The following is a 23,613-nucleotide window of genomic DNA, read 5'->3' as shown; positions in this document are numbered from 1 at the left end:
GGTTGGGGACTATTTATTCTTTAAATATACGTTAATTCTCTCTAAAATTAATACCAACTCATTATATTGTTCAGTATTACCTTTTTTTATACTTTCTTCACACTTAGAAGCTAGATCTACACTATTGATCATACCAAGCATTCCTATCTTGTGTTTTATTTTATGAATATTTAAAGCTACTTCGTTAAAATTACTATTCTTAAAATTCTGTTTTAAGATAGTACATTCTTCTGGGAATTCTAACTTTAAGATAGCTAACATACTATTTTCAAAGTCTAAATCTCCTCCAGAAATTTGTTTTAAGTAATCTAAATTTGGTGTTTCCAATATTTTAAATATTAATTTGACGTTTAATTTGTTGGTCTAAAGAAATAAAAGTCTCTGTTCGTAAGACATTTGTTATGGGTTGGATATTATCATTTAGAATACGCATTAAGCTTTCATTATTTTTACACAAAACCTTTATTAAAATAGCGTAATTACCAGTAGTATAATGACTTTCTATAACTTCTGGAATTTCTTTTAACCTTTTTATAGTTGAAGATAATTGACTCGAAGAATCTAAATAAACACCCACAAAGGCTGTAGTTGTATGACCTAAAGCTTTAGGGTTAATTATCATACTATACCCTTCAATTAACTTAGATTTTTCTAATTTTTTTAATCTTTGATGAATTGCAGCACCAGAAATACCAACTTCTCTAGCAATACTTAAAATTGGAGTTCTCGCATCTTTTACTAATCTTCTAATAATTGTCTTATCTATTCCATCAATTTTCATACTACAATATATTTGGTATAAAGGTAAAAAAAATAGAGAATACAAACTGTATTCTCTATTTTTACTTTATTATTAGTTCTAAAATTAAAGAATCTATTTCATTACAAAATCTTCCATAAACTTAGTTGTATAGTTTCCTGCTACATAGTCTGGATGATCCATTAATTGTCTGTGAAAAGGAATTGTTGTCTTAACACCTTCAATTACAAACTCATCTAAAGCACGTTTCATTTTATTAATTGCTTCTTCTCTTGTTTGAGCAGTCGTAATTAATTTAGCAATCATAGAATCGTAATTTGGCGGAATCATATAACCAGCATATACATGAGTATCTATTCTAATTCCATGACCTCCTGGAGCATGAAAAGTTGTAATTTTTCCTGGAGCAGGTCTAAAATTACTGTAAGGATCTTCTGCATTAATTCTACATTCTATAGAATGCATTTTTGGATAATAGTTTTTACCAGAAATTGGCACACCAGCAGCAACTAAAATTTGCTCTCTAATTAAGTCGTAATTTACAACCTCTTCAGTAATTGGGTGCTCTACTTGAATACGAGTATTCATCTCCATAAAGAAGAAGTTTCTGTGCTTATCTACCAAAAACTCTACAGTTCCAGCACCTTCATATTTAATGTATTCTGCAGCTTTAACAGCAGCAGTACCCATTTTTTCTCTCAATTCATCTGTCATGAAAGGAGAAGGAGTTTCTTCTGTTAATTTTTGATGACGTCTTTGTACAGAACAATCTCTTTCAGATAAATGACATGCTTTACCAAAAGAGTCTCCTACAATTTGAATTTCTATATGTCTTGGCTCTTCTATAAGCTTCTCCATATACATATCGTCATTTCCAAAAGCAGCTTTAGACTCATGTCTTGCAGAATCCCAAGCATCTAATAAGTCTTCTGGTTTCCAAACTGCACGCATTCCTTTACCACCACCACCGGCAGAAGCTTTTAACATAACAGGGTAACCAGTAGCTAATGCAACTTTTTTACAATCTTCAAAATCTACAATTACACCTTCACTTCCTGGTACACATGGCACACCTGCTTCGATCATTGTAGATTTAGCATTTGCTTTGTCTCCCATTTGATCAATCATTCTACCTGTTGCTCCAATAAATTTAATATTATGCTCTTCACATAAATTAGAAAATTTAGCATTTTCAGATAAAAATCCGTATCCTGGATGAATTGCATCTGCATTTGTAATTTCTGCAGCAGCAATAATATTAGACATTTTTAAGTACGACTCTGAACTTGGAGCGGGACCAATACAAACGGCTTCATCTGCAAATCTAACATGCAAACTTTCTGCATCTGCTGTAGAATATACAGCAACAGTTTTAATACCCATTTCTCTACAGGTTCTAATAACACGTAATGCTATTTCACCTCTATTGGCAATTAATATTTTTTTAAACATCTTGTTTGGTTTTTAGACATTAAATTTTTAGTTTTCTTTAGATAATTATGAAGATAAACTTCTATATCTAGTTTCTAACTTCTAATTCAACTATGATGGATCTACCAAAAATAATGGTTGATCAAATTCTACTGGAGAAGAATCATCAACTAAAACTTTAACAATTTTACCTGAAATTTCAGATTCAATTTCGTTAAATAATTTCATAGCTTCAATAACACAAACAGTGTCACCAATACTAACTTCTGTACCAACTTCTGCAAAATTTGGTTTGTCTGGAGATGGTTTTCTGTAAAAAGTACCAATTATTGGAGACTTAATAGTTATGTACTTAGCATCTTCACTTTCTACAACAGCTGCAGGTTGTTCTGCTACTGGAGCAGCAGCCATTGGTGCAGCCATGTGTGGCATACCTTGCATAGGAGCAGCTTGAACAATAGTTGTTTCTGTTCTTTCTGAACCTGTTCTTATTGTAATTTTCACATCTTCCATTTCTAACTTTACCTCGCTAGCGCCAGATTTAGCTACAAATTTTATAAGATTTTGAATTTCTTTAATATCCATTTTTCTTATTGTTTAGTTGTTATATTTATGAATTGTAAGCCCATTTTAAGTATGCAGCTCCCCATGTGAAACCACCACCAAATGCAGCAAAAATTAAATTATCTCCTTTTTTTAATTGACTTTCATAGTCGGCTAATAACAAAGGCAAAGTTGCAGATGTTGTATTACCATATCTATGAATATTCATCATAACTTTTTCTGCAGAAACTCCTACTCTTTTAGCAGTAGCTTCAATAATTCTTTTATTTGCTTGATGTGCAACTAACCATTGAATGTCTGGTTCTGTTAAATTATTTCTTTCTAACATTTTTTCAGCAACATCTGCCATATTAGAAACTGCATATTTAAAAACAGTTTTTCCTTCTTGATAAACAAAATGTTTATTCTCTTCCACTGTTTTTTGTGTGGTTGGCATTATAGAACCACCCGCTTCTATTCGAAGAAAGTCTCTTCCAATTCCATCACTTCTTAAATATTCGTCTTGTAAACCAAGTCCTTCATAATTTGGTTCAAATAAAGCAGCTCCTGCCCCATCACCAAAAATAATACAAGTTGCTCTATCTGAATAATCTATTATAGAAGACATTTTATCTGCCCCTATTAAAAGTACTTTTTTATATCTACCAGACTCTATATAACTGGTTGCAGTAGACATACCATATAAGAAACTAGAACATGCAGCTTGCAAGTCATAACCAAAAGCATTTACTGCCCCAATCTCTGTAGCTACATATGCTGCTGTACAGGCAACCGGTAAATCTGGTGTTGCAGTTCCTACAATTACTAAGTCTATTTCTTTAGGATCTATGTTGGCCTTTTTAAGTAAATCTTCAGAAGCCTTAATAGCCATGTAAGAAGTACCTAAACCTTCTCCTTTTAAAATTCTTCTTTCTTTGATACCTGTTCTAGAGGTTATCCATTCATCATTCGTTTCTACATAGCCTTCTAACTCTTTATTTGTTAGAACATATTCAGGAACATACTTCCCTACCGCTGTTATTGCTGCAGTGATTTTTGTCATAAGATTAGTTTATTATCCCAATGTTAAGGAACCTCAAAGAAATGAAATTTATTTCACTTTTTAAGGTAAAAGTTATCATAAACGATGAAATTTCATATAAAAACGCAAAAAAACCCTCAAAATTGAGGGTTTTTTTTACAAAATAAATTCGATCTAAGCTTCTACAGCTGCAGATTCTAATACAATTTGACCTCTGTAATAAAGTTTACCTTCATGCCAGTGAGCTCTATGATATAAGTGCGCTTCTCCTGTTGTAGGATCTGTAGCTATCTGTTGATAAGATGCCTTATAATGCGTTCTCCTTTTATCTCTTCTAGTTTTGGATATTTTTCTCTTAGGATGTGCCATTTTATGTCTTTTTTTCTGTTATTAAATTCTTTAATTTATCCCACCTTGGGTCTGTTGTTTCAACAGTTTTCTCTTCTTTTATTTCTAATTCTTTTAATTTACTAAACGCTTCAGATTCCATAGTACCATCTAAAACTTTTGGATGTACTCTTTTACTAGGAATAGCTAAAACAATCATTTCGTAAATAAATTGCGCTACGCTAAATTGATATACATCATTAGGCAAGATTAAAATCTCTTCATTCTCATCATTATATTCTGGCCCAAACTTAACAACCAACGGTAAAGTTGATGCAATTTCTAGATCAAAATATTCATTTGTAACATCACAAGGAACATTTACTGTCCCAGAAGCTGCAAAAACAAGCTCAAAAAAAGTGCTCTTTTTTACAAAATCTAAAGTTACATTTATAGAAGATTTTTCAAACTCATTATAATTGTATATCTCAAAGAACGTATTGTCAATAGTATACTCAAACAAATGCTTCCCTTCCTTTAATCCTACAAACGGTATGTTGAATTGTTTCAAGTCTTTCATTATCAAACATCAAATTGAGCGTGCAAAGATATAAAAAAATGTTTCTATACACTCTTTTCTTTCAAAAAAAGAATTTTATTTTTAATGCTTCACTAAAAGCGGGTTTTTAGTAAGCTCTTTGTACTCACTTCTTGTTTTAAAAATTTGAATTGCAGAAAATAACGCTTCCTTAAATGATGAGGGATTTGCTTTGTTTTTTCCAGCAATATCAAAACCAGTTCCATGATCTGGTGATGTTCTAATTTCATTTAAACCTGCCGTAAAGTTAACTCCATTACCAAAAGACAACGCTTTAAAAGGCGCTAAACCTTGGTCGTGATAGGTAGCTAAAACACCATCGAACTGTTTGTATGTCTCAGATCCAAAAAAACCATCTGCTGCATAAGGGCCAAAAACTAATTTACCTGAAGCTGCAATCTCATCGATAGTTGGTTTAATTATCTCATCATCTTCCTTTCCTATTACTCCCTTATCACCACAATGAGGATTTAATCCTAAAACAGCAATTTTTGGTTTTGAAATACCAAAATCCGTCTTTAAAGAAGTATACATAGTACCTACTTTTTGCTTTATAATTTCTGGCGTAATTGCTTCTGCAACCTTAGAAATTGGAATGTGACCTGTAATTAAACCAATTCTTAATTGGTCTGTCATTAAAATCATCAAACTTTCTCCTTCTAAATTAGCTTCTAGATATTCTGTGTGCCCCGGAAAATTAAATTTCTCTGACTGGATTGTTTCTTTATTAATTGGAGCAGTTAATAAAACATCTATCGTATTTGCTTTTAAATGCTTTACAGCTTCTTCTAATGATTTTGCTGCATATTCCCCAGAAATCTTAGTTGCTTTTCCTAATTCTACAGAAACATCTTCTTTCCAAATATTTAAAACATTTATTTTAGAATGATTTATTTGACTTATTGAATTTATTCCATGAACTGGTAGTTCAATATTCAATGCTTTTTTATGATAAGAAATCACTTTCATACTACCAAATAAAACTGGCGTACAAAAATCTAACATTCTTTTATCTTCAAATGTTTTTAAAATAACTTCTACTCCTATTCCGTTTAAATCTCCTATTGAAATTCCAACAATTATTTTATCAGTTTTATCAGCCATAACTCTTGTAATATTCTTAATTTTGATATTCTACAAAAGTAACTAAAATTTAGGGAAATGTTTACGGGAATTATTGAGACACTTGGTACAATTACAAACTTGGTTAAAGATCAAGAAAATCTTCACTTAACAATTAAAAGCACAATTACTAATGAACTAAAAATAGATCAAAGTGTTGCTCATAACGGTGTTTGTTTAACCGTTGTTGGTATTACAGCAGATGAATATACGGTAACCGCTATAAAAGAGACTTTAGATAAGACAAATATTGGTAACTTAAAAGTATCTACAAAAGTTAATCTAGAACGCGCAATGAAACTTGGAGATCGTCTAGACGGCCATATTGTACAAGGTCATGTAGATGAAACTGGTATCTGTACAAATATTGAGAATCAAAACGGAAGTACTGTCTTTACCTTTAAGTATACATCAGAAAAAAACAACATAACAATAGAGAAAGGATCTATTACCATAAATGGTGTAAGTTTAACCGTAATAAATTCTAAAGACGATTCTTTTAGCGTAGCTATTATACCTTACACTTTAGAAAACACTTCTTTTAAAAGACTTTCTATAAACGATAAAGTTAATTTAGAATTTGATGTAATTGGAAAATACGTGAGTAGATTGACAAAAAAATAGAAATACTATTGCTTTAATTTTTTAACACCGTAAAATAAACCTGAAATTAAAAGAAATACTATACCTCCATCAACTGGCAAACCAGGTGGTGGTGGTGGTGGCGCAGGTGGCGGTACAATTTGACCACTAACTGACTGTACTGAAAGAAATACTATAAAAAGTACTATAAGTTTGATTTTCTTCATTTTATATCCCCCCAGATTAAAATTTTGAAATTTTTTGATGATTGCAAATATAAGGTTTTAATTTGATATTTGCTTTTAAAAAAAAAGTGGTCCCACTTGGGCTCGAACCAAGGACCACCTGATTATGAGTCAGGTGCTCTAACCAACTGAGCTATGGGACCAAATTTACTGGGTGCAAATGTAATATTTTATTTTAAAAACAGACTATAAAAAACAAAAAAATTAAACAGATCTATTCATTAACCACAAACCAAAGTTCTTAAGGTTCTGTTTATCTGCATCTTTGATGTCCATTTTAGACAAAGTATTAAATGCTTTTTCTGTATAATTTTCTATTTCTCCTTTAATTAATAACGGAATATCGTTTAATTCGAAGATTCTTCTAACCTCTGCAATCTTAACAGAGTTCTCTTTTAACTTATTTTTATAAAAATACTCTAACTTCCCTTTATCTTCTTTGCTAGATATTTCTAATGCTTTTAAGTATAAGTAAGTCTTTTTATTCTCTATAATATCTCCACCTATTTGCTTACCAAATGTCTCTGGATCGCCAAAAGTATCTAAATAATCATCTTGTAATTGAAAAGCTAAACCAAGATTTAAACCAAAAGCATAAATTAAGTCTGCATTTTCATCATTGGTTTCTGCTACAATTGCTCCCATTTTTAGAGCTGCAGCAACCAAAACAGACGTTTTTAAACGAATCATATTAATATATTCATCTATGGTAACATCATTTCTAGTTTCAAAATCTACATCTAGCTGCTGTCCGTCACAAACTTCTAATGCTGTTTTACCAAATAATATGGCTAATTTTTGAAAAACAGCAGGTTCATAATTCTCAAAATATTGATATGCTAAAATCAACATTGCATCTCCTGAAAGAATACCTGTATTAATATCCCATTTTTCGTGTACGGTTGCTTTACCTCTTCTTAGAGGAGCATCATCCATAATATCGTCATGAACTAATGTGAAATTATGAAATACCTCAACTGCCAAAGCAGCAGGCAATGCTTTTTCAAAACCATCAGAAAAAATATCTGAAGCCATTAAAGTTAGTACGGGTCTAATTCTTTTCCCTCCTAATTTAAGTATATAATCTATTGGTTCATATAAGTTTTTAGGCTCATGAATCCATTTTTTTGATTCTAAATAAGAAAGAAATTCGTTTTGATAATGTAAAATGTCCAAATCTGTAATTTTTTGTAAAAATAATATAAAGAATTTCTTCTTCTTGTATCTAAGGCTAAAAATAATTAAAACTTTGGAAACTATTTTTGTTTCTAAAGTTTCCTTTTGTACATTTGCAGTCGAATTATGAGAGAAAAAATATTAGAAAAATCGAAGGAACTCTTCTTAAACCTAGGCTTTAAGAGTGTTACCATGGATGAGATTGCGAGTTCATTAGGAGTATCAAAGAAAACTATATATAAGTATTTTAAAAATAAAACAGAACTAATAGACGCCGTTACCCTTCACATGTTTAATACTATTTGTACTGGTATTAATGGTGTTTGTGAATTAAAACTAGGTGCTATTCACGAACTTTTTTCAATAAAAAAAATAATTTTAGAAAACTTAAAGGACGAAAAATCTTCTCCACAATATCAACTTCAAAAATATTACCCTAAAATTTATGCATCTATTAAGCAGAAACAGTTTCATGTTATGCAAGATTGTGTTGTAGATAATCTTAAAAAAGGAATAGAAACCGGTTTGTATAGAGATAATATAGATTTAGAATTTATTTCTAGAATTTATTTTAACGGTATCGTAGGTATTAAAGATAAAGACATTTTTCCTTTAACCAATTATTCTATGATCACATTAATGAACAATTATTTAGAATATCACTTAAGAGCAATTAGTACACAAAAAGGAGTACAAGAATTAGAAAACCAATTAAAACTGAAATAAAAAAAATGAAAAAATTAATTCTGGTATGTATAAGTACCTGTTTTTTCTTAATTACAAGTGCACAAGAAAAAACGCAGCAACTTTCTTTAAAAGAAGCTATCGCTTTTGCCTTAGAGAATAGTTACAATACTAAAGCATCGCAAAACGATATTCTATCTGCTGAAAAAAAAGTTTGGGAAACCACAACAATTGGTCTTCCTCAAATAGATGCAAAAGTAGATTATCAAAATTTTATTAAACAACCTATTACTCTTGCAGATTTTGACCAAGATGGTACAAATGAAGAATTCGTTTTTGGTACAAAACAAAACATGAATGCTTCTGTTACTTTAAGACAATTATTATTTGATGGCTCTTATTTAGTTGGCTTACAAGCTTCAAAAACATATTTAAAAATTTCTGAACAAGCAAATGAGAAAACAGAAATGTTAACAAAAGAAGCTGTTATTAATGCTTACGGTAATGTTTTAGTTACAGAAAAGAGCATCTCAATTTTAGAAGGAAATATAAAAATTCTTCAAAAAAACTTTAATGATGCTACAAAAATCTATGAAAACGGATTGAACGAAGAAGAGGATGTAGAACAACTAGAAATTACATTAGGAAATTTAAAAAACCAATTGAATAATGTTTTAAGAATGAAAAGTATTGCATATCAAATGTTAAACCTTTCTTTAGGTAACCCTATTAAAACAAAATTAGAATTAACAGATACTTTAGGTTCTTTAGCAGAAAGCAATATTAGTTTAGAACTGGTTGCACAAACATTTAATGTGAATAATCATATAGATTTTAAAATTTCTGAAAACGACAGAGAAACTAAAAGACTAATGATGAAGTTAGAGCAAAGTAAAGCCTTACCTACCTTAAGTGCTTTTATAAATTATGGTGCACAAGCAAATTCAGACTCTTTTACATTTCTAAACAACAACCAACGTTGGTTTGATTCTTCTCTTTTAGGCGTTAGTTTAAACATACCTATATTTAGTAGTTTGGGTAGAAGCGCAAAAACTGCACAAGCAAAAATTGCTTTAGAAAATGCAGATATTAGGTTAGAAGAAATGAAACAAAGACTTTCTTTGGAAGCTCAAAAAGCAAAAAATGATTATCAAATAAGCATCGATAATTATCAAACCTCAAAGAAAAATGTTGGTTTAGCAGAAAGAATAGAAAAAAAACAGCGTATTAAATTTTTTGAAGGAATTTCTTCTAGTTTCGATTTATTACAAGCGCAAAACCAATTGTATACGCAACAACAAAACTACATACAATCTATGTTAGATGTAATTGCTAAAAAAGCAACATTAGAAAACGCATTAAACCTACCAATTAAATAATTACCCAAGCAATGAGAAAAATATATTCATTATTAGCAATTACAATTGTTTTAATTTCTTGCGGAGAGAAAAAAACAACATCTGTAGCAAGTTTAGTATCTACAGGAAACCTAAAAGAATTAACGGCTAAAAAGAAAGAAATTACAACAAACTTAGAAGAGATTAATAAAGACTTAGAAGCAATAAACGCTGCTATTTCTATAAAAGATACCGTTAAAAAACTTCCATTAATTACTACATTTCTAGCAAAAGAAACTGTTTTTAATCATTATTTAGAATTACAAGGAAACGTTAAGACAAAACAAAATATTTTAATATATCCTGAAATGCCTGGGATCTTAAAAAGAATTCTTGTTAAAGAAGGACAAAGAGTTTCTAAAGGACAATTATTAGCTATTATAGATGATGGTGGAATAGGAAACCAAGTTGCACAATTAGAAGCAACAACACAGTTTGCTAAAACTACTTTTGAGCGTCAGAAGCGTTTATGGGAGCAAAAAATTGGTTCAGAAATTCAGTTTTTACAAACAAAAACAAATTACGAAGCACAAAGAAATAGCTTAAAACAACTTAAAAGTCAGCAAGCAAAAGCATCTATTAGAGCGCCTTTTACAGGAGTTATAGATGACGTAATTAAAGAACCAGGTACAGTTATTGCTCCTGGGCAAGGATCTGAAATTTTTAGAATTGTAAACTTAAATAATATGTATGTAGAAGCAGAAGTGCCAGAAAGATACATAACAAGCATCACTAAAAACAAAGATGTTAAAGTAAGTTTTCCTGTTCTTGGTACAAGTGTAGATAGTAAAATAAGACAAGTTGGTAGTTTTATAAACCCTAATAATAGGTCTTTTAAAATTGAAGTTTCTGTATTGAATAAAGACGGAAATGTGAAACCTAACTTAACTGCTAAACTTCAAATTAATGATTACACAGATGCAAAAGCAGTCTTAATTCCGCAAAGTATTATTTCTGAAAACGCAAACGGAGAGCAGTTTATTTATACCATAAAAAATAAAAATGCAGATCAAGAAGCAATTGCAGAAAGAGTAATTATAAAAACAGGTAAAACCCAAGGAAACTTAATTGAAGTACTAGATAATTTACCAGTAGGAACAGAGATTATTGAAGAAGGTGCTAGAAGCGTTAACAATGGTCAGACTGTAAAGGTTATCAATAAATAAAACTCATTTAAGATGACGAAACAAAAAAAGAAAATAGACAAAGAGTTTAAAATGTCTTCTTGGGCAATTAATAACAAAACAACTATTTATGTAATAATGGCTGTATTGTTTTTCTATGGTATTACTGCTTATTTTAGTATGGCCAGAGAAAATTTTCCTGAAGTTAAAGAAACTAAAATCTACATAAGTACTATATACCCTGGTAATACCGCAGAAGATATAGAAAAGTTAATTACAGACCCTTTAGAAGATAAAGTAAAGACAATTAGTAATGTTGTAGAAGTTACCTCTACATCTCAAGAAGATTATTCTATTGTAATTGTAGAGTTCGATGAAAACATTTCTGTAGATCAAGCAAAACAAAAGATTAAAGATGAAATAGACACTGAAACTTCTGGTGAAGATTGGCCAACATTTAACGGAGCTAAAGTAGAACCAAATGTTTTTAATTTAAGCATGTCTGAAGAAATGCCAATCTTAAATATTAATATTTCTGGAGATTACCCAGTTTATAAGTTAAAAGAATTTGGTGAATATTTACAAGATGAAATTGAAGATTTACCAGAAATTAAGAAAGCAGATATTAGAGGCGCACAAGACAAAGAGGTTGAGGTTGCTGTAGATGTTTACAAAATGATGGCTGCAAAGGTTAGCTTTTCAGATATTACCTCTGCTATTCGTAACGGAAACGTAACAATGTCTGCTGGTAACTTTATAACAAGCGGACAAAGAAGAACTATTAGAATTATAGGTGAAATTGAAAAACCAATCGAATTAGAAGATTTTGTAATTAAATCTGAATTCAATAATCCTATTTATCTAAAAGATGTAGCTAAAGTCTCTTTTAAGGATAAAGATAAAACTACTTACGCTAGAGAAAAAGGTGCTGCTGTTGTTATGCTAGACGTTAAAAAACGTGCTGGTAAAAACATGGTAGAAGCTGCAGAAAAGATACAATTAATTGTAGATGAAGCAGTCACTAATCATTTTCCTAAAGATTTAACTGTTACCGTTGCAAACGATCAATCTCCAAAAACAATTGGTCAAGTAGACGATTTGGTAAACAATATTATTTTTGGTGTAATCTTGGTGGTAGTTGTTCTAATGTTCTTCTTAGGTTTTAAGAATGCAATTTTTGTTGGGTTTGCAATTCCTATGTCTATGTTTATGTCTTTAATGATTTTACACATGTTAGGCTACACAATGAATACCATGATTCTTTTTGGATTAATTATGGGTCTAGGAATGTTGGTAGATAATGGTATTGTAGTTGTAGAAAACGTTTATCGTTTAATGGACGAAGAAGGAATGAATAGAGTTGATGCCGCTAAACAAGGTATTAGCGAAATTGCTTTTCCTATTATTATTTCTACCGCAACAACAGTTGCCGCGTTTATTCCTTTAGGTCTTTGGCCAGGAATTATGGGAGATTTCATGAAGTTATTACCAATTACTTTATCTACCGTTTTAGGTTCTTCTCTACTAGTTGCTATTTTCTTTAACTCTGTATTGGTTTCACAATTTATGAGTGTAGAAGATGAAGATATGCCTATTAAAAAAATAATTATTCTTACTAGTATAATGGCTGGAATAGGAGTTCTTGTTTTATTAGTTGGCGGGCCTTATAGAGCTATTGGTACTTTAATGATCTTTACCGCTATTATGTTATGGGCATACAGACTCTTCTTAAGAAACTGGGCAAATAGTTTTCAAAACAAGGTATTACCTCGTTTAGAGTCTTGGTATGAAAGACAACTAAAGAGAGCTTTATCTGGTTGGACGCCTTACGTTTTAACTGTTGGTACTTTTACTTTATTAATTGTTGCTTTTATGGCTTTTGGTATGTCTTTAAAGTCTCAAAGAACTAAAGTTGAATTTTTTCCAGATAACAAACCAAATCAGATTATTGTTTACATAGAATACCCAGAAGGAACTGATATCGAAAAAACAAACAACATTACTAAACTAATAGAGAAAAAAGTTTCTAACGTACTATATAATGATGATTATATGGATGGTGATTATAACTTTATGATAGAAAGTTTAGTCTCTCAAGTTGGTGAAGGTGCAGGAAACCCTCAAACAGATGGTGGTTCTGCTGCAGAAATGCCTCATAAAGGAAAAATTACTGCTTCTATGAGAGAATACAAATTTAGAAGAGGTTTAGATAGCGAATTACTACGCCAAAAAGTACAAAAGGCCTTAGTTGGTATTTATCCTGGAGTTTTAATTTCTGTAGAAAAAGATGCTGCTGGTCCACCAGTTGGTTCTCCTATTAATATAGAAATTAAAGGAGATGATTATGCAGAGTTAATTCATACAGCTCAAAGAATGCGAGATTATATTAATACAAGAAGTATTTCTGGTATTGATGAATTAAAAATAGATGTTAACAGAGACAAACCAGGAATGAAGGTTACTGTAGACAGAAAAAAGGCAGGAGAATTAGGTGTTTCTACAGGGCAAGTTGGGCAACAATTAAGAGCTTCTATTTTTGGAAACAAAGCTGGTGTTTATAAAGAGGATGGTGAAGATTACGATATTTATGTTCGTTTTAATAAAGAAGATAGATATAATAAGAGTGCTGTATTTAATCAGAACATAATCTTTAGAGATATGGCTTCTGGTAAGGTAAAAGAAATTCCGGTTTCTACTGTTGCCACACAAACAAACAACTCTGGTTTTAGTGCAATAAAGCACAAAAAATTAAGACGAGTAGTTACTGTGTATTCTGCTTTAGCACCAGGAGAAACAGATGCAGGTGCAGTTGTTGGTAAAATTAGAGAAGAAATGAAAAACTTTAAAGATTTACCTAAAGGAATTAAAATTGACTATACAGGTCAATTAGAAGAACAAGAAAAACAAATGAACTTCTTAGTTGGAGCATTTTTTACAGGTTTAGCTTTAATATTCTTTATCTTAATATTCCAGTTTAACTCGGTTTCTAAACCAGGAATTATAATGCTAGCAATCTTTTTAAGTTTTATTGGGGTCTTTGGTGGTTTGGTTATTTCCGGCGCTCCGTTTGTAATTATGATGACTATGATGGGAATTATTTCTCTTGCAGGAATTGTAGTAAATAATGGTGTAGTTCTGCTAGATTATGCACAACTTTTAATAGACAGAAAGAAAGATGAGTTAGATTTAGATCATGAAGACTATCTAGATAAGGAAACACTATTCGAAATGATTGTAAGAGCTGGTAGAGCACGTTTAAGACCTGTTTTATTAACTGCAATTACTACTATTCTAGGTTTAATTCCGTTGGCAATTGGTTTAAACATTAATTTCTTTACATTATTTAGTGAGTTAAATCCTCATATATATTTTGGTGGAGATAATGTTATTTTCTGGGGTCCTTTAGCTTGGACAGTTATTTATGGTTTATTTGTTGCAACCTTCTTAACATTAGTAGTTGTACCTATTTTATTTTACCTAATTACATTATTTAAAATGTGGTTAAAAAGTAAAACATCCCGTAAAAAATTAATTACTCAAAAAAGCATTTAATGTAGATAATAGATTGGATGAAAAGAATCAAATCTAGATTCTACACCATATTTATATAAAAAAGAGTTGCCATTATAATGATGGTAACTCTTTTTTTATGTGGTAAAATTAAAAACTAATTTTTATATATTTTATTGATAATAACTTCTCCATTTTCTAAAAATGATTTTATAATTAAGATAGAACTAGATTTAATTATAGGTAACGTCAATTCTATTGATGATGAATTATTTTCTTTAAATATCATTTGTTTCCCTAATAAATCATAAACTAATACTTTTTTTATAATAGCATTATTTAAAGTTTTAATAACTAAATTATCTTTAGAATTTTTAATAATAAGAGAGTATTTCTTTATATTCTCTTCAACATCTAAAACAGATGCTTTTGTTTCTATAATTAGGTTAAATCGATTATTAAACTCTCCAGATTCAGTAGTTGTAAAAATATAATCAGAATCTTTTAAATTATGTTTTATACTCAAAAGAGTATCTTCTATAAAAACATTAGAATTATCTATTCTTCCTTCAATATTATTAATAGAAATAGTTAACTCATTAGCTTTATCAGCAGAAAAACCTAAAAGAACTACTTCTACTTCTTTTAAACTTGATTTTCCCTGAATTCCGTAATGAACATCATCAATTAAAGAATAAAAATTTAAACTTGTTTTCCCCAAAAATCGAACACCATCATATTTTCGATCTACAGCATCTGTTGCTCCATTAATAAAACCAACCAAAATTTGACTAAATGATTTTGTTGATGTTAAGTTCAACCAAATTCTATCTCGCTTATTATATTCTTGTTTTATTTCTGATTTAAAAAAAGAAGTATTACTACCAGAAATTCTCATAGAATTAGTAAAAACCATTGGACTACTAGAAATAGCTTGAGCAAAAAACCCTTGAGCAGAAGCTATATTACCGTCAGGCGCAACACCTCCTGTTGCTGCTGCAGAACCAGTTCCATTATACATTGCATAGTCATCTTCTGTATTATCTACTGTTCCGTCTTCGTCTGTATTGTGCGTCCAAAAATAAATTGTTCCACCAATACTAGCAGAATTATCAGATAGAAAAGTATCTACATCAATTGCAGAAGGATAAGGATTACCAACTAAATTCCAATCATTATCTGCGTCTCCATCAGAACTATAACTTAGTCCTACAGAAATATCTCCATTGTTAAAAGGAACTCCAGTAAATGTAGCTGTTTGCACTCCTGGGTAAGAACTTGTATCTGGCCCTTCTAAAGCATAGCCAATTCCGGGATTCATTGCTGTAGTAGAACTACCCTCTACCCAAGCTTGACTACCTGCATTAAACGAATAATATAAATGTGTACTTGGTGAAACTGCCGCAAAAGTTGCAGAAGTAATTGGTGTAGACCAATACGTAAAAACATGATAGGAAGATTGAGAAGTAGACTCTCTTTCTACTGTGTAATCTGATCCTGTATTTGTACCAGATGATGATACTTGAACAACCGAACCTCCACTTTCAACTAGAATTGTTCCATTGTTTGTTATATTATCTTCTATAATTACAGTTCCTCCAGAATTAACTATTAACGATTTACCTGAATTTACGGTGCAATTACAAGTATTAAAATTTCCATTAGAAGAAGTATCATAATTCCCATCTATTGTAGTATTTAAAAAATCGCCCGAAGTTCCATACCATGTAGATCCATTCCAAGTAGTATTAAATTTATTTGTAACAGGAAATGTTACTGCAGTGGTAGTGTTAGTACTTAATGGAAGATTATTACCACTACTCCAATTACTTTTATCACAAATATTAGAAAGTACAGTAGCTTTAGAGCCCGTTAAAGAACCTGAATAATAAACATTGTCTACCTCTTGTATTGCAACTGCATTTATGGTATTTGTTAAACCTGAAGTGTTTGAAGAGGTTGACGAAGTTTGCCAAACACCAGCACCTTCATTATTTATACCAAAAATAAAAGTTGGTGAAGTTGCTGTGCCTTGAAACACAAAAATCTGATCTCCTGCTCTCACCAAATTAAAACCACCTGATACTACTGGAATAGGTATTGTAATAATGGTACCACAACTAACATCAGATAGTGCTGTCCAAGTATAAATACCCTCGCTATTTCTAAATGCAGGTGTGCCAGTAGTAAGCCACCCTTTATCTGTAAAATTAACAACAGTACCAGATTCCATACTTGTTAATGCCAAAAATTTTATTTCTTCTGTACCTCCATTAGAACCGTTTGAATTATATTGGATAATTGCAATATCACCAGCTGATAAAGTTGTTTGAGAAAATAGTATGCTATTAAATAGAATACATATTAAAAAAAGTATTTTATTTTTCACAAACGGAGGATATCCTACTAAAATAATAAATAATTCTTAAAAAACAAAAGATAAAAAGTTTAATATTGCAGCTAAGAATGATAAAAAAGAAATCTTTTACAGTTGATGAGATTAAGCGTAAACTAGAGAATTACTGTGTTTACCAAGATAGATGTCATAAGGAAGTGGAACAGAAAATGCGCGAGTATAATTTGATTCCGGAAGCTCGAGAATTGATTCTTTTAAGTTTAATGAAAGACAACTTTTTAAATGAAGAACGCTTTTCTAAAAGTTTTGCTCGTGGAAAATTTAGGATAAAAAGTTGGGGAAAACAGCGTATTGTTAGAGAGTTAAAGTTTAGAGATATTTCTGCATACAATTTAAAAACTGCGCTTAAAGAAATTGATGAAGAAGAATATATTGCTACTATTTATAGGATTACGGAAAATAGAAATGCTGTAATTTCTGAGTCTGATTTTTATAAAAGAAAGAAAAAGTTAATTGACTTTTTAATGAGAAAAGGTTTTGAAAACGAATTAATTTACAAGGTTGTAAACGAAGTTGTTTCTTAAATAAAATAGTTAGCAACAATTGCAAAAAACAGAAAACATGAATAAAAATTCACACAAAGGATTTAAATTAGGAATTATTTCCTTAGTTGGATTTTTTGGAATAATTATAATTTCAAAATACCTAAATAAATCACCTAATGACTCAACTTCATTAATTATAGGTTTTCTTACTATTTCGATTGGAATAACTTCAATTATAGGAATTATTAAATCAATTAGAGGATTAAAAGAACCGAATACTTTAAAAAAAATAATTGGATTAATATTGAACTTTGGATTTCTTTCTTTTTTCCTATTTGTAATTATAGAAAACGTTTTAGATGTTTTACGATTATTCTATGAATAATATTAGCAAATAAAGCTCTTGAATCTGAAATATTGGAAAATATTTTGCTTGTATTATAAGATTTTAGAAAGTTAAAGAAAGAAAAAAAAGCATTGCAGAATTAGCGAAAATGATAAATAAAAACTTGGCGGAATTTTCTCACTAAAATAAAATTGAGAAAGGCTGAGAATTTATTGAAAAAAATAAAATTGTTGAGGAAATTAAGTGAGTGGGAAAATACAAAAATGCTAAAAAACCAAAATTAAGGAATTGAGCAAAATGTGAAATTAAAATATAGCTAGAATTTTCACTCGAACGCTGAAATCTGAAAATAATAAGTAAGATTGGAAAATAAAAAAACAACTTTAGCCAACACCGTGTATAAAAAATTGCTTATTTTTAGTTTAACCGAAGGCAGTTGCATTTTTATTCACTTCAATTTTCCTGCGGAAAATAGCCGTTCATAAAAATCGCAACTTTCAATACACAACAACGTCAGCAACAATTCTAGCCCTGATTGAGCGGCTTGTTTGAGCTCTTTTGAGGCACGAAAAAAGCGAGTAGCGAAAGCAGGAAATAGCTTCTAAAAAAACTTTTTCTAATACTTTTCTAAGAAAATAGCATCGTTTTTTTTCTTTGCTAAAATTACAGCTTGTATGTCTTCATTTGGTATTACAACAGACAAAACATATTGCTTAAGTACCCAAGATTTACCTTTCTTTTCTAAAACACCAGATCCTCTACAAGTTCCCATCCAAGTATTTATAAGCTCATCGAACCAAACAAAATTACCTGGTTTATTTACATAGATATTTCGCTCTAAGGTTGTAAAAGACCATGCTTTACCTTTATCGAAATAAGGTTTACTAAAACTTGCAAACTCTTTTTTTGTCCATACTTCTTCTGCGGCTGTTCCTACATAGACAGAACTACTGTCCATTAGGTCGAAGTAACCATCGAAATTGGCTTCTGAGGCTGCTTTATGCCAATTTATCATAAGTTTATTTACCTCTTTTTTAATAGAAACCTTATCTGTACGAACTGCTTTAGAGGCTGCACAAGAAAATAAAAACGAAATACTTAAAAATAGAATTACTGTTTTCTTCATAACTACTACTGTCTTTTATTAGCGCCTTTATCTAAATTATTCCTATTAATTTGCTGTTCTTTTAGTCTTAAATTTATCGTTTTTTTAGAAACGCTATCTATTTTGGTTGTATCTAAACCAATAAACTTAACGTCTATATCTATTTCGTTTTCAAAACGTTTTTTTGCTAGAATGGTATTAACCTTTGTATTAACATCTGAAAAAGCAGACATTGTTTTATCTACTTGTGTGTTTACTTCTTCTGCTGTTATTGCTCCTATTTCTGTTAGGTCTGCCAATCTTAATACTTCATTATATAAAATATTAACTCTTGCATTTAAAGAAGGCATATTAAAACTGCTAGGTTTTACGCTATCTTTTAAACTTTTAATTAAATCTTTTAATTCTATAGCATTACTTAGAGCTTCATCTGGTGAGATTTTTCTAAACTTCACAAAAAATGAATCAATCGCTTTTAATTCTTTCCAATCTTTTACGTCTTTTAAAAAAGTAGGATTTACATTTCGAGTTGCACTATGGCTTTGAACCAAACTCATTAAGGGTTTTGGCTTTTTAACGGCATTTTCATCTTGCTTCTTTCCGCAAGAGACAACCAAAAGACTAACTAATAATAGATATATATATTTCACAATTCTGTTTAAAAAGGTAAAAATACACAAATTAACAGCACTAAATTATGTTTTAAGAAAACCATAACAAAAGAGAAAAATTAAGGTTAAAATTATTGAATAATTCTTTTATTAAAATATAATTACGAATACTTAAATTAATTACCTTTGTTTCTGATTTTAATTCAATTTAAGAAATGAGTGAAACCATTTTAATTTTAGGTGCTAGTGGCCAAATTGGTACAGAGCTAACCCAAAAACTACGTTCTGTATATGGTAACAGCAATGTTATTGCCTCAGATATTAGAGAAGGAAGTGAAGAGGTAATGACTTCTGGCCCTTTTGAAATTATTGACGCAACAGATAGAGAAACTATCTTAAAGGTTGTTAAAGAGTATAATGTTACACAAGTTTACTTACTTGCAGCCATGTTATCTGCCACTGCAGAGAAATTTCCGCAGAAAGCTTGGGACCTTAATATGAATTCTCTTCTAGGTGTTTTAGAATTAGCTAAAAACAAACATATAAAACAGGTTTATTGGCCAAGTTCTATTGCTGTTTTTGGACCAACAACACCAAAACAAAATACACCACAAAAAACTATTATGGAACCTTCTACGGTTTATGGTATTAGTAAGCTTTCTGGTGAATTTTGGTGTAATTATTATCATGAAAAATTTGGCGTTGATGTTAGAAGCTTGCGTTATCCTGGTATTATTTCTTGGAAAACAAAACCTGGTGGAGGAACAACAGATTATGCCGTAGATATTTATTTTAAGGCAGTAGAAACTGGTAATTATGAATGTTTTTTATCTGAAAAAACACGTTTACCAATGATGTATATGAATGATGCCGTAGCAGCAACAATAAATTTAATGCAAGCAAAACCAGCTGATGTAAAAATTAGAACTTCTTATAATTTAGCTGCAATAGATTTTACGCCAGAAGAAATTACATTAGAAATAAAAAAACACATTCCAGATTTTAACGTTTCTTATACACCAGATTCTAGACAAGAAATTGCAAATAGTTGGCCATCTTCTATAGATGATTCTGAAGCTAGAAAAGATTGGAACTGGAAACATAAATTCGACTTAGCTTCTATGACAGTAGAAATGCTTAAGAATATAAAAAAGTAAAAAAACAAAGTGTAAGTTTTAGAAAAAAAAGCGTCTAAAATCTTAAATTTAGTACTTTATATTATGAAAGAAATTATAGAAAATAGTTTAAAAAAAACAATATCATATACAGATTACAGAGCTTTAGTTAGTAATTTATTAGCCAATGGTAAAGCAACAGGACCAGAACAATCTGAAGCTTTAACAAATTACAGTTTGTTAAACGACAGAAGAATGAAGCGTTTAGATAAAACTATAAAAATTTCTGAAGAAACAATTCTAGAATTTCAAAAAGTTAAAGAGCCACAAACCTGGTTAGTAATTACAGAAGGTTGGTGTGGTGATGCAGCGCAAAACTTACCTGTTCTTAATAAAATTGCTGCAACAACAGACAAAATTGATTTAAAAATAGTCTTAAGAGACGAAAATTTAGAATTAATGGATTTGTTTTTAACTAATGGTGGTAGAAGTATTCCTAAATTAATTGCCTTAGATAAAAATAACAATGTAATAGATTCTTGGGGACCAAGACCAACGGTAGCTACAAAAATGGTAGCAGATTACAAAGAAAAACATGGTAGCTTAGATCCTCAATTTAAAGAAGATTTACAAGTTTGGTACAATAAAGATAAAGGGCAAAGTGTACAAGAAGATTTTGTAAACTTAGCAACTAAGCTCTCTACAAAAGAAGCTTAACTATATTAAAATTAATAAAAAACCGCAAACCTATTATCTGTTTGCGGTTTTTCTTTTGGTTATATTTGCACTTTAAACAAAAACAGATGTTTGTAGATTTTAAAGAAATACCAGAAGATGCTAAAGTTTGGGTGTATCCTTCTAGCAGAAAATTTTACCCAAAAGAAATTGAAGCAATAGAAGAGAAAGTAAAAGCTTTTGTAGAAAACTGGAAATCTGATGATGAAACTTTTAAAGCTTCTTACCAATTTTTACACAATAGATTTATTGTTTTAACAGCAGATGATGTTGCTACACCACTTAAAAATGTAGATATAGATGCTTCTGTTTCTTTTATTTTAAGTCTTCAACAAGAATATGAAGTAGAACTTTTAGATAGAATGAATGTTTGTTTTAAACAAGGTGAACATGTACAATACAAAGATTTAAAAGACTTTAAAAAATTACTAAAAAACAAAGCTTTAACGGGTAAAACAATAATTTTTGATAATCTTATTACTACAAAACAAGATTTTGAAAATTTTTGGGAAATACCTATTGAAGAAAGTTGGTATAATAGATTTTTAAGATAATCTTTATGAAATACGATTTTATTATTGCTGGTGCTGGTTGTGCAGGTTTAAGCCTATTGTACAGCTTATTACAAGAGCCTACTTTGCAAAAAAAATCGATATTAGTTATAGATAAAGACAACAAAAAAAAGAACGATAGAACTTGGTGTTTTTGGGAAAAAAAACCTGGTTTATTTGAGTCTATTATACATGCAAAATGGAATACTCTAGAATTCCTTTCTTCAGATTTTGAAGAGAAATTAGATTTAGGTACTTATACCTATAAGATGATTCAAGGAATCGATTTCTATAACTTCGTGATTGATTTTGCTAAGAAATTTAGCAACGTTACTTTTTTACAAGAAAGTATTATTTCTATTAATTCTAATGAAACTTCAGCTAATGTAAAAACAATAGATAATTCGTATTCGAGTAATCTTGTTTTTAATTCTACTGCTATTTTTAATCCAGAAATAACGGAAGAAAACTCACTTTTACAACACTTTAAAGGTTGGGTAATTAAAACAGAAGAACCAATTTTTAATCCGGAAGTTGGTAGATTAATGGATTTTAGAATAGCACAAGAACATGGCGCTACTTTTATGTATGTTTTGCCAACTTCTACAACAGAAGCTTTGGTAGAGTTTACGTTATTTACACCTAGTTTATTAGAAAAAGAAAGCTACAACTCTGCTTTAAAAAAATATATTAAAGAAGAATTAAATATTGATAACTACACAATTACTCATGAAGAATTTGGAGTAATACCAATGTCTTTAGCAAAGTTTAAAAAAAATCCGAAGAAAAATATTATTAATATTGGTACTTCTGGCGGATATACAAAAGCAAGTAGCGGTTATACTTTTCAATTCATTCAAAAGGATGTTGCTCAAATAATAGAAAACTTAAAATTAGATAATAATCTAAACGCTAACTTATCCTTTAAAGACAAACTATACAATTGGTACGATCGTACTTTAATTGATGTTCTATTGTCTAAAAAACTAACAGGAAAAGATGTTTTTACTAAAATATTTAAGAAAAACTCTCCTGAAAAAATATTTGCTTTTTTAGGAAATGAAAGTTCTCTTTTAGAAGATATTGCTATTATGAAAAGCTTACCATTAAAGCCTTTTTTAGTTTCCGGAATTAAACAACTTCAAAATAAAAATTAAAGCATAAAAAAAAGGATAGATCCCTAAATCTACCCTTCTTCTACAAAAAAATCATAATTTAATAATTACGATTTATACTTTTCTATCGTTTCATTTAGTTCCTCTCGCAAATCATCAAACTTTTCATTTAGCTCTTCTAAATTTTGTTTTACATTTTTTGCAGGTTCATTTTTCTCTTCTAGTAACTTCTTATATTCTTCTTCTACGTCTGCAATATCTTCCATAACCTCTTCATTTTTTAACCATGCAGGAATTGTAGCTGCTAAGTTAGAAACGGTGTTATTTAAATTATCTATTCGTTCTGGTGTTGTCTCTATCTCTAAATCTACCAACGCTTTATTGGCACTATTAAATCCGTCCCAATCATTAAAAGACAAAGAACCTTTAGAATCTAAGTTGTAGGTAGCAAACTGTCCGTCTGGTAACTTAACTTTCATTGCTGTTTTTTCTCCATTTGTAGTATTACATGAAATAAATAGTAATCCTGTAACTGCTAAAACTGTTGTCATTTTTTTAATCATCTTCATAATCTTACTTTTAAGTTCAAATCA

At 30.1% G+C, this 23,613-nt stretch carries 25 protein-coding genes and 1 tRNA gene; 11 read left to right on the top strand and 15 right to left on the bottom strand.

Translation table 11 applies throughout. The features are described from left to right. Positions 1 to 9: 9 nt before the first annotated feature. From SHK09_RS03180 to pdxA, 8 genes are all read right to left on the bottom strand, one after another. Complete coding sequence (locus tag SHK09_RS03180) at positions 10 to 327, bottom strand: Hpt domain-containing protein (protein ID WP_319809323.1); 318 nt, start codon at positions 325 to 327, stop codon at positions 10 to 12. Positions 328 to 331: 4 nt separating this feature from the next. Next, complete coding sequence (locus tag SHK09_RS03175; protein ID WP_319809322.1) at positions 332 to 781, bottom strand: Lrp/AsnC family transcriptional regulator; 450 nt, start codon at positions 779 to 781, stop codon at positions 332 to 334. Positions 782 to 874: 93 nt separating this feature from the next. Further along, positions 875 to 2,212 carry an acetyl-CoA carboxylase biotin carboxylase subunit gene (gene accC, locus SHK09_RS03170; protein ID WP_319809321.1) on the bottom strand — a complete coding sequence of 446 codons (1,338 nt, stop codon included), beginning with the start codon at positions 2,210 to 2,212 and terminating at the stop codon, positions 875 to 877. Between the two features lie 90 nt (positions 2,213 to 2,302). Continuing rightward, positions 2,303 to 2,776 carry an acetyl-CoA carboxylase biotin carboxyl carrier protein gene (gene accB, locus SHK09_RS03165; RefSeq protein WP_319809320.1) on the bottom strand — a complete coding sequence of 158 codons (474 nt, stop codon included), beginning with the start codon at positions 2,774 to 2,776 and terminating at the stop codon, positions 2,303 to 2,305. A 25-nt stretch (positions 2,777 to 2,801) separates the two neighbouring features. Continuing rightward, the gene (locus SHK09_RS03160; protein ID WP_319809319.1) at positions 2,802 to 3,797 is read right to left on the bottom strand and encodes a beta-ketoacyl-ACP synthase III; all 996 of its coding nucleotides are present in this window, start codon (positions 3,795 to 3,797) and stop codon (positions 2,802 to 2,804) included. A gap of 153 nt (positions 3,798 to 3,950) precedes the next feature. After that, on the bottom strand, positions 3,951 to 4,145 hold the full coding sequence (gene rpmF, locus SHK09_RS03155; RefSeq protein ID WP_319809318.1) for a 50S ribosomal protein L32: 195 nt from the start codon (positions 4,143 to 4,145) through the stop codon (positions 3,951 to 3,953). 1 nt (position 4,146) lies between these two features. Next, positions 4,147 to 4,683 (bottom strand): DUF177 domain-containing protein, encoded by a 537-nt coding sequence (locus tag SHK09_RS03150; protein WP_319809317.1) that lies wholly within the window; start codon positions 4,681 to 4,683, stop codon positions 4,147 to 4,149. An 81-nt stretch (positions 4,684 to 4,764) separates the two neighbouring features. Continuing rightward, entirely contained in the window at positions 4,765 to 5,805 is a 1,041-nt protein-coding gene (pdxA, locus tag SHK09_RS03145) for a 4-hydroxythreonine-4-phosphate dehydrogenase PdxA (RefSeq protein ID WP_319809316.1), read from the bottom strand. A gap of 57 nt (positions 5,806 to 5,862) precedes the next feature. Here pdxA and SHK09_RS03140 point away from each other — a divergent pair, with 57 nt between their 5' ends. Continuing rightward, the gene (locus tag SHK09_RS03140; RefSeq protein WP_319809315.1) at positions 5,863 to 6,447 is read left to right on the top strand and encodes a riboflavin synthase; all 585 of its coding nucleotides are present in this window, start codon (positions 5,863 to 5,865) and stop codon (positions 6,445 to 6,447) included. Positions 6,448 to 6,452: 5 nt separating this feature from the next. On the opposite strand, the gene SHK09_RS03135 is transcribed toward SHK09_RS03140, so the two are convergent. The 3 genes from SHK09_RS03135 to SHK09_RS03125 form a co-directional block, all read right to left on the bottom strand. Next, complete coding sequence (locus tag SHK09_RS03135; protein WP_319809314.1) at positions 6,453 to 6,632, bottom strand: PID-CTERM protein-sorting domain-containing protein; 180 nt, start codon at positions 6,630 to 6,632, stop codon at positions 6,453 to 6,455. Positions 6,633 to 6,719: 87 nt separating this feature from the next. Then, positions 6,720 to 6,793: transfer RNA gene (locus SHK09_RS03130), tRNA-Ile, on the bottom strand. 61 nt (positions 6,794 to 6,854) lie between these two features. Continuing rightward, positions 6,855 to 7,826 (bottom strand): polyprenyl synthetase family protein, encoded by a 972-nt coding sequence (locus SHK09_RS03125; RefSeq protein ID WP_319809313.1) that lies wholly within the window; start codon positions 7,824 to 7,826, stop codon positions 6,855 to 6,857. Between the two features lie 126 nt (positions 7,827 to 7,952). Between SHK09_RS03125 and SHK09_RS03120 the strand changes: the two genes are divergently transcribed. Genes SHK09_RS03120 through SHK09_RS03105 form a run of 4 tightly spaced genes read left to right on the top strand, consistent with a single transcriptional unit; the run spans position 7,953 to position 14,583 of the window. Further along, entirely contained in the window at positions 7,953 to 8,552 is a 600-nt protein-coding gene (locus tag SHK09_RS03120) for a TetR/AcrR family transcriptional regulator (protein WP_319809312.1), read from the top strand. Positions 8,553 to 8,557: 5 nt separating this feature from the next. Continuing rightward, positions 8,558 to 9,889: a TolC family protein gene (locus tag SHK09_RS03115; protein WP_319809311.1), complete on the top strand. Its 1,332-nt coding sequence runs from the start codon at positions 8,558 to 8,560 to the stop codon at positions 9,887 to 9,889. 11 nt (positions 9,890 to 9,900) lie between these two features. Further along, positions 9,901 to 11,073, top strand: coding sequence for an efflux RND transporter periplasmic adaptor subunit (locus SHK09_RS03110; RefSeq protein ID WP_319809310.1), 1,173 nt, complete (start codon positions 9,901 to 9,903; stop codon positions 11,071 to 11,073). Positions 11,074 to 11,085: 12 nt separating this feature from the next. Continuing rightward, complete coding sequence (locus tag SHK09_RS03105) at positions 11,086 to 14,583, top strand: efflux RND transporter permease subunit (protein WP_319809309.1); 3,498 nt, start codon at positions 11,086 to 11,088, stop codon at positions 14,581 to 14,583. 115 nt (positions 14,584 to 14,698) lie between these two features. Here the strand turns inward: SHK09_RS03105 and SHK09_RS03100 are convergent, their stop codons facing one another. Continuing rightward, positions 14,699 to 16,930, bottom strand: coding sequence for a hypothetical protein (locus SHK09_RS03100; RefSeq protein ID WP_319809308.1), 2,232 nt, complete (start codon positions 16,928 to 16,930; stop codon positions 14,699 to 14,701). Between the two features lie 77 nt (positions 16,931 to 17,007). On the opposite strand from SHK09_RS03100, the gene SHK09_RS03095 reads away from it, so the two are divergent. Both SHK09_RS03095 and SHK09_RS03090 read left to right on the top strand, forming a co-directional pair. Further along, on the top strand, positions 17,008 to 17,481 hold the full coding sequence (locus SHK09_RS03095) for a regulatory protein RecX (protein WP_319809307.1): 474 nt from the start codon (positions 17,008 to 17,010) through the stop codon (positions 17,479 to 17,481). A gap of 37 nt (positions 17,482 to 17,518) precedes the next feature. Further along, entirely contained in the window at positions 17,519 to 17,827 is a 309-nt protein-coding gene (locus tag SHK09_RS03090) for a hypothetical protein (protein ID WP_319809306.1), read from the top strand. 577 nt (positions 17,828 to 18,404) lie between these two features. On the opposite strand, the gene SHK09_RS03085 is transcribed toward SHK09_RS03090, so the two are convergent. Together SHK09_RS03085 and SHK09_RS03080 are read right to left on the bottom strand one after the other, a co-directional pair. After that, positions 18,405 to 18,914: a nuclear transport factor 2 family protein gene (locus tag SHK09_RS03085; protein WP_319809305.1), complete on the bottom strand. Its 510-nt coding sequence runs from the start codon at positions 18,912 to 18,914 to the stop codon at positions 18,405 to 18,407. A gap of 5 nt (positions 18,915 to 18,919) precedes the next feature. After that, positions 18,920 to 19,543 carry a hypothetical protein gene (locus tag SHK09_RS03080; protein WP_319809304.1) on the bottom strand — a complete coding sequence of 208 codons (624 nt, stop codon included), beginning with the start codon at positions 19,541 to 19,543 and terminating at the stop codon, positions 18,920 to 18,922. Positions 19,544 to 19,719: 176 nt separating this feature from the next. On the opposite strand from SHK09_RS03080, the gene SHK09_RS03075 reads away from it, so the two are divergent. From SHK09_RS03075 to SHK09_RS03060, 4 genes are all read left to right on the top strand, one after another. After that, complete coding sequence (locus tag SHK09_RS03075; RefSeq protein WP_319809303.1) at positions 19,720 to 20,661, top strand: NAD-dependent epimerase/dehydratase family protein; 942 nt, start codon at positions 19,720 to 19,722, stop codon at positions 20,659 to 20,661. A 63-nt stretch (positions 20,662 to 20,724) separates the two neighbouring features. After that, on the top strand, positions 20,725 to 21,336 hold the full coding sequence (locus SHK09_RS03070) for a thioredoxin family protein (RefSeq protein ID WP_319809302.1): 612 nt from the start codon (positions 20,725 to 20,727) through the stop codon (positions 21,334 to 21,336). 86 nt (positions 21,337 to 21,422) lie between these two features. Beyond that, positions 21,423 to 21,908, top strand: a complete 486-nt coding sequence (locus SHK09_RS03065; RefSeq protein WP_319809301.1) for an ABC transporter ATPase — start codon at positions 21,423 to 21,425, stop codon at positions 21,906 to 21,908. A gap of 5 nt (positions 21,909 to 21,913) precedes the next feature. Next, the gene (locus SHK09_RS03060; RefSeq protein WP_319809300.1) at positions 21,914 to 23,062 is read left to right on the top strand and encodes a lycopene cyclase family protein; all 1,149 of its coding nucleotides are present in this window, start codon (positions 21,914 to 21,916) and stop codon (positions 23,060 to 23,062) included. A gap of 65 nt (positions 23,063 to 23,127) precedes the next feature. Here SHK09_RS03060 and SHK09_RS03055 read toward each other — a convergent pair whose 3' ends face one another. Further along, a complete protein-coding gene (locus tag SHK09_RS03055; RefSeq protein WP_319809299.1) occupies positions 23,128 to 23,589 on the bottom strand; it encodes a hypothetical protein in 462 nt (153 codons plus the stop codon). Positions 23,590 to 23,613: the final 24 nt, after the last annotated feature.

Source organism: Polaribacter sp. PL03, from assembly GCF_033875165.1.
GTDB lineage: Bacteria > Bacteroidota > Bacteroidia > Flavobacteriales > Flavobacteriaceae > Polaribacter.
Note: the sequence above shows the minus strand (reverse complement) of the source record. Positions and strands in the feature narration are given on the sequence as shown.

Excerpts from the sequence above, each read along its gene's own strand:
- accC (WP_319809321.1), bottom strand. The coding sequence starts at position 2,212 with ATGTTTAAAAAAATATTAATTGCCAATAGAGGTGAAATAGCATTACGT.
- SHK09_RS03175 (WP_319809322.1), bottom strand. The coding sequence starts at position 781 with ATGAAAATTGATGGAATAGATAAGACAATTATTAGAAGATTAGTAAAA.
- SHK09_RS03055 (WP_319809299.1), bottom strand. The coding sequence starts at position 23,589 with ATGAAGATGATTAAAAAAATGACAACAGTTTTAGCAGTTACAGGATTA.
- pdxA (WP_319809316.1), bottom strand. The coding sequence starts at position 5,805 with ATGGCTGATAAAACTGATAAAATAATTGTTGGAATTTCAATAGGAGAT.
- SHK09_RS03140 (WP_319809315.1), top strand. The coding sequence starts at position 5,863 with ATGTTTACGGGAATTATTGAGACACTTGGTACAATTACAAACTTGGTT.
- SHK09_RS03120 (WP_319809312.1), top strand. The coding sequence starts at position 7,953 with ATGAGAGAAAAAATATTAGAAAAATCGAAGGAACTCTTCTTAAACCTA.
- SHK09_RS03090 (WP_319809306.1), top strand. The coding sequence starts at position 17,519 with ATGAATAAAAATTCACACAAAGGATTTAAATTAGGAATTATTTCCTTA.
- SHK09_RS03160 (WP_319809319.1), bottom strand. The coding sequence starts at position 3,797 with ATGACAAAAATCACTGCAGCAATAACAGCGGTAGGGAAGTATGTTCCT.
- SHK09_RS03060 (WP_319809300.1), top strand. The coding sequence starts at position 21,914 with ATGAAATACGATTTTATTATTGCTGGTGCTGGTTGTGCAGGTTTAAGC.
- SHK09_RS03070 (WP_319809302.1), top strand. The coding sequence starts at position 20,725 with ATGAAAGAAATTATAGAAAATAGTTTAAAAAAAACAATATCATATACA.
- SHK09_RS03065 (WP_319809301.1), top strand. The coding sequence starts at position 21,423 with ATGTTTGTAGATTTTAAAGAAATACCAGAAGATGCTAAAGTTTGGGTG.
- SHK09_RS03105 (WP_319809309.1), top strand. The coding sequence starts at position 11,086 with ATGACGAAACAAAAAAAGAAAATAGACAAAGAGTTTAAAATGTCTTCT.
- SHK09_RS03075 (WP_319809303.1), top strand. The coding sequence starts at position 19,720 with ATGAGTGAAACCATTTTAATTTTAGGTGCTAGTGGCCAAATTGGTACA.
- SHK09_RS03150 (WP_319809317.1), bottom strand. The coding sequence starts at position 4,683 with ATGAAAGACTTGAAACAATTCAACATACCGTTTGTAGGATTAAAGGAA.
- accB (WP_319809320.1), bottom strand. The coding sequence starts at position 2,776 with ATGGATATTAAAGAAATTCAAAATCTTATAAAATTTGTAGCTAAATCT.
- rpmF (WP_319809318.1), bottom strand. The coding sequence starts at position 4,145 with ATGGCACATCCTAAGAGAAAAATATCCAAAACTAGAAGAGATAAAAGG.
- SHK09_RS03085 (WP_319809305.1), bottom strand. The coding sequence starts at position 18,914 with ATGAAGAAAACAGTAATTCTATTTTTAAGTATTTCGTTTTTATTTTCT.
- SHK09_RS03095 (WP_319809307.1), top strand. The coding sequence starts at position 17,008 with ATGATAAAAAAGAAATCTTTTACAGTTGATGAGATTAAGCGTAAACTA.
- SHK09_RS03135 (WP_319809314.1), bottom strand. The coding sequence starts at position 6,632 with ATGAAGAAAATCAAACTTATAGTACTTTTTATAGTATTTCTTTCAGTA.
- SHK09_RS03115 (WP_319809311.1), top strand. The coding sequence starts at position 8,558 with ATGAAAAAATTAATTCTGGTATGTATAAGTACCTGTTTTTTCTTAATT.
- SHK09_RS03110 (WP_319809310.1), top strand. The coding sequence starts at position 9,901 with ATGAGAAAAATATATTCATTATTAGCAATTACAATTGTTTTAATTTCT.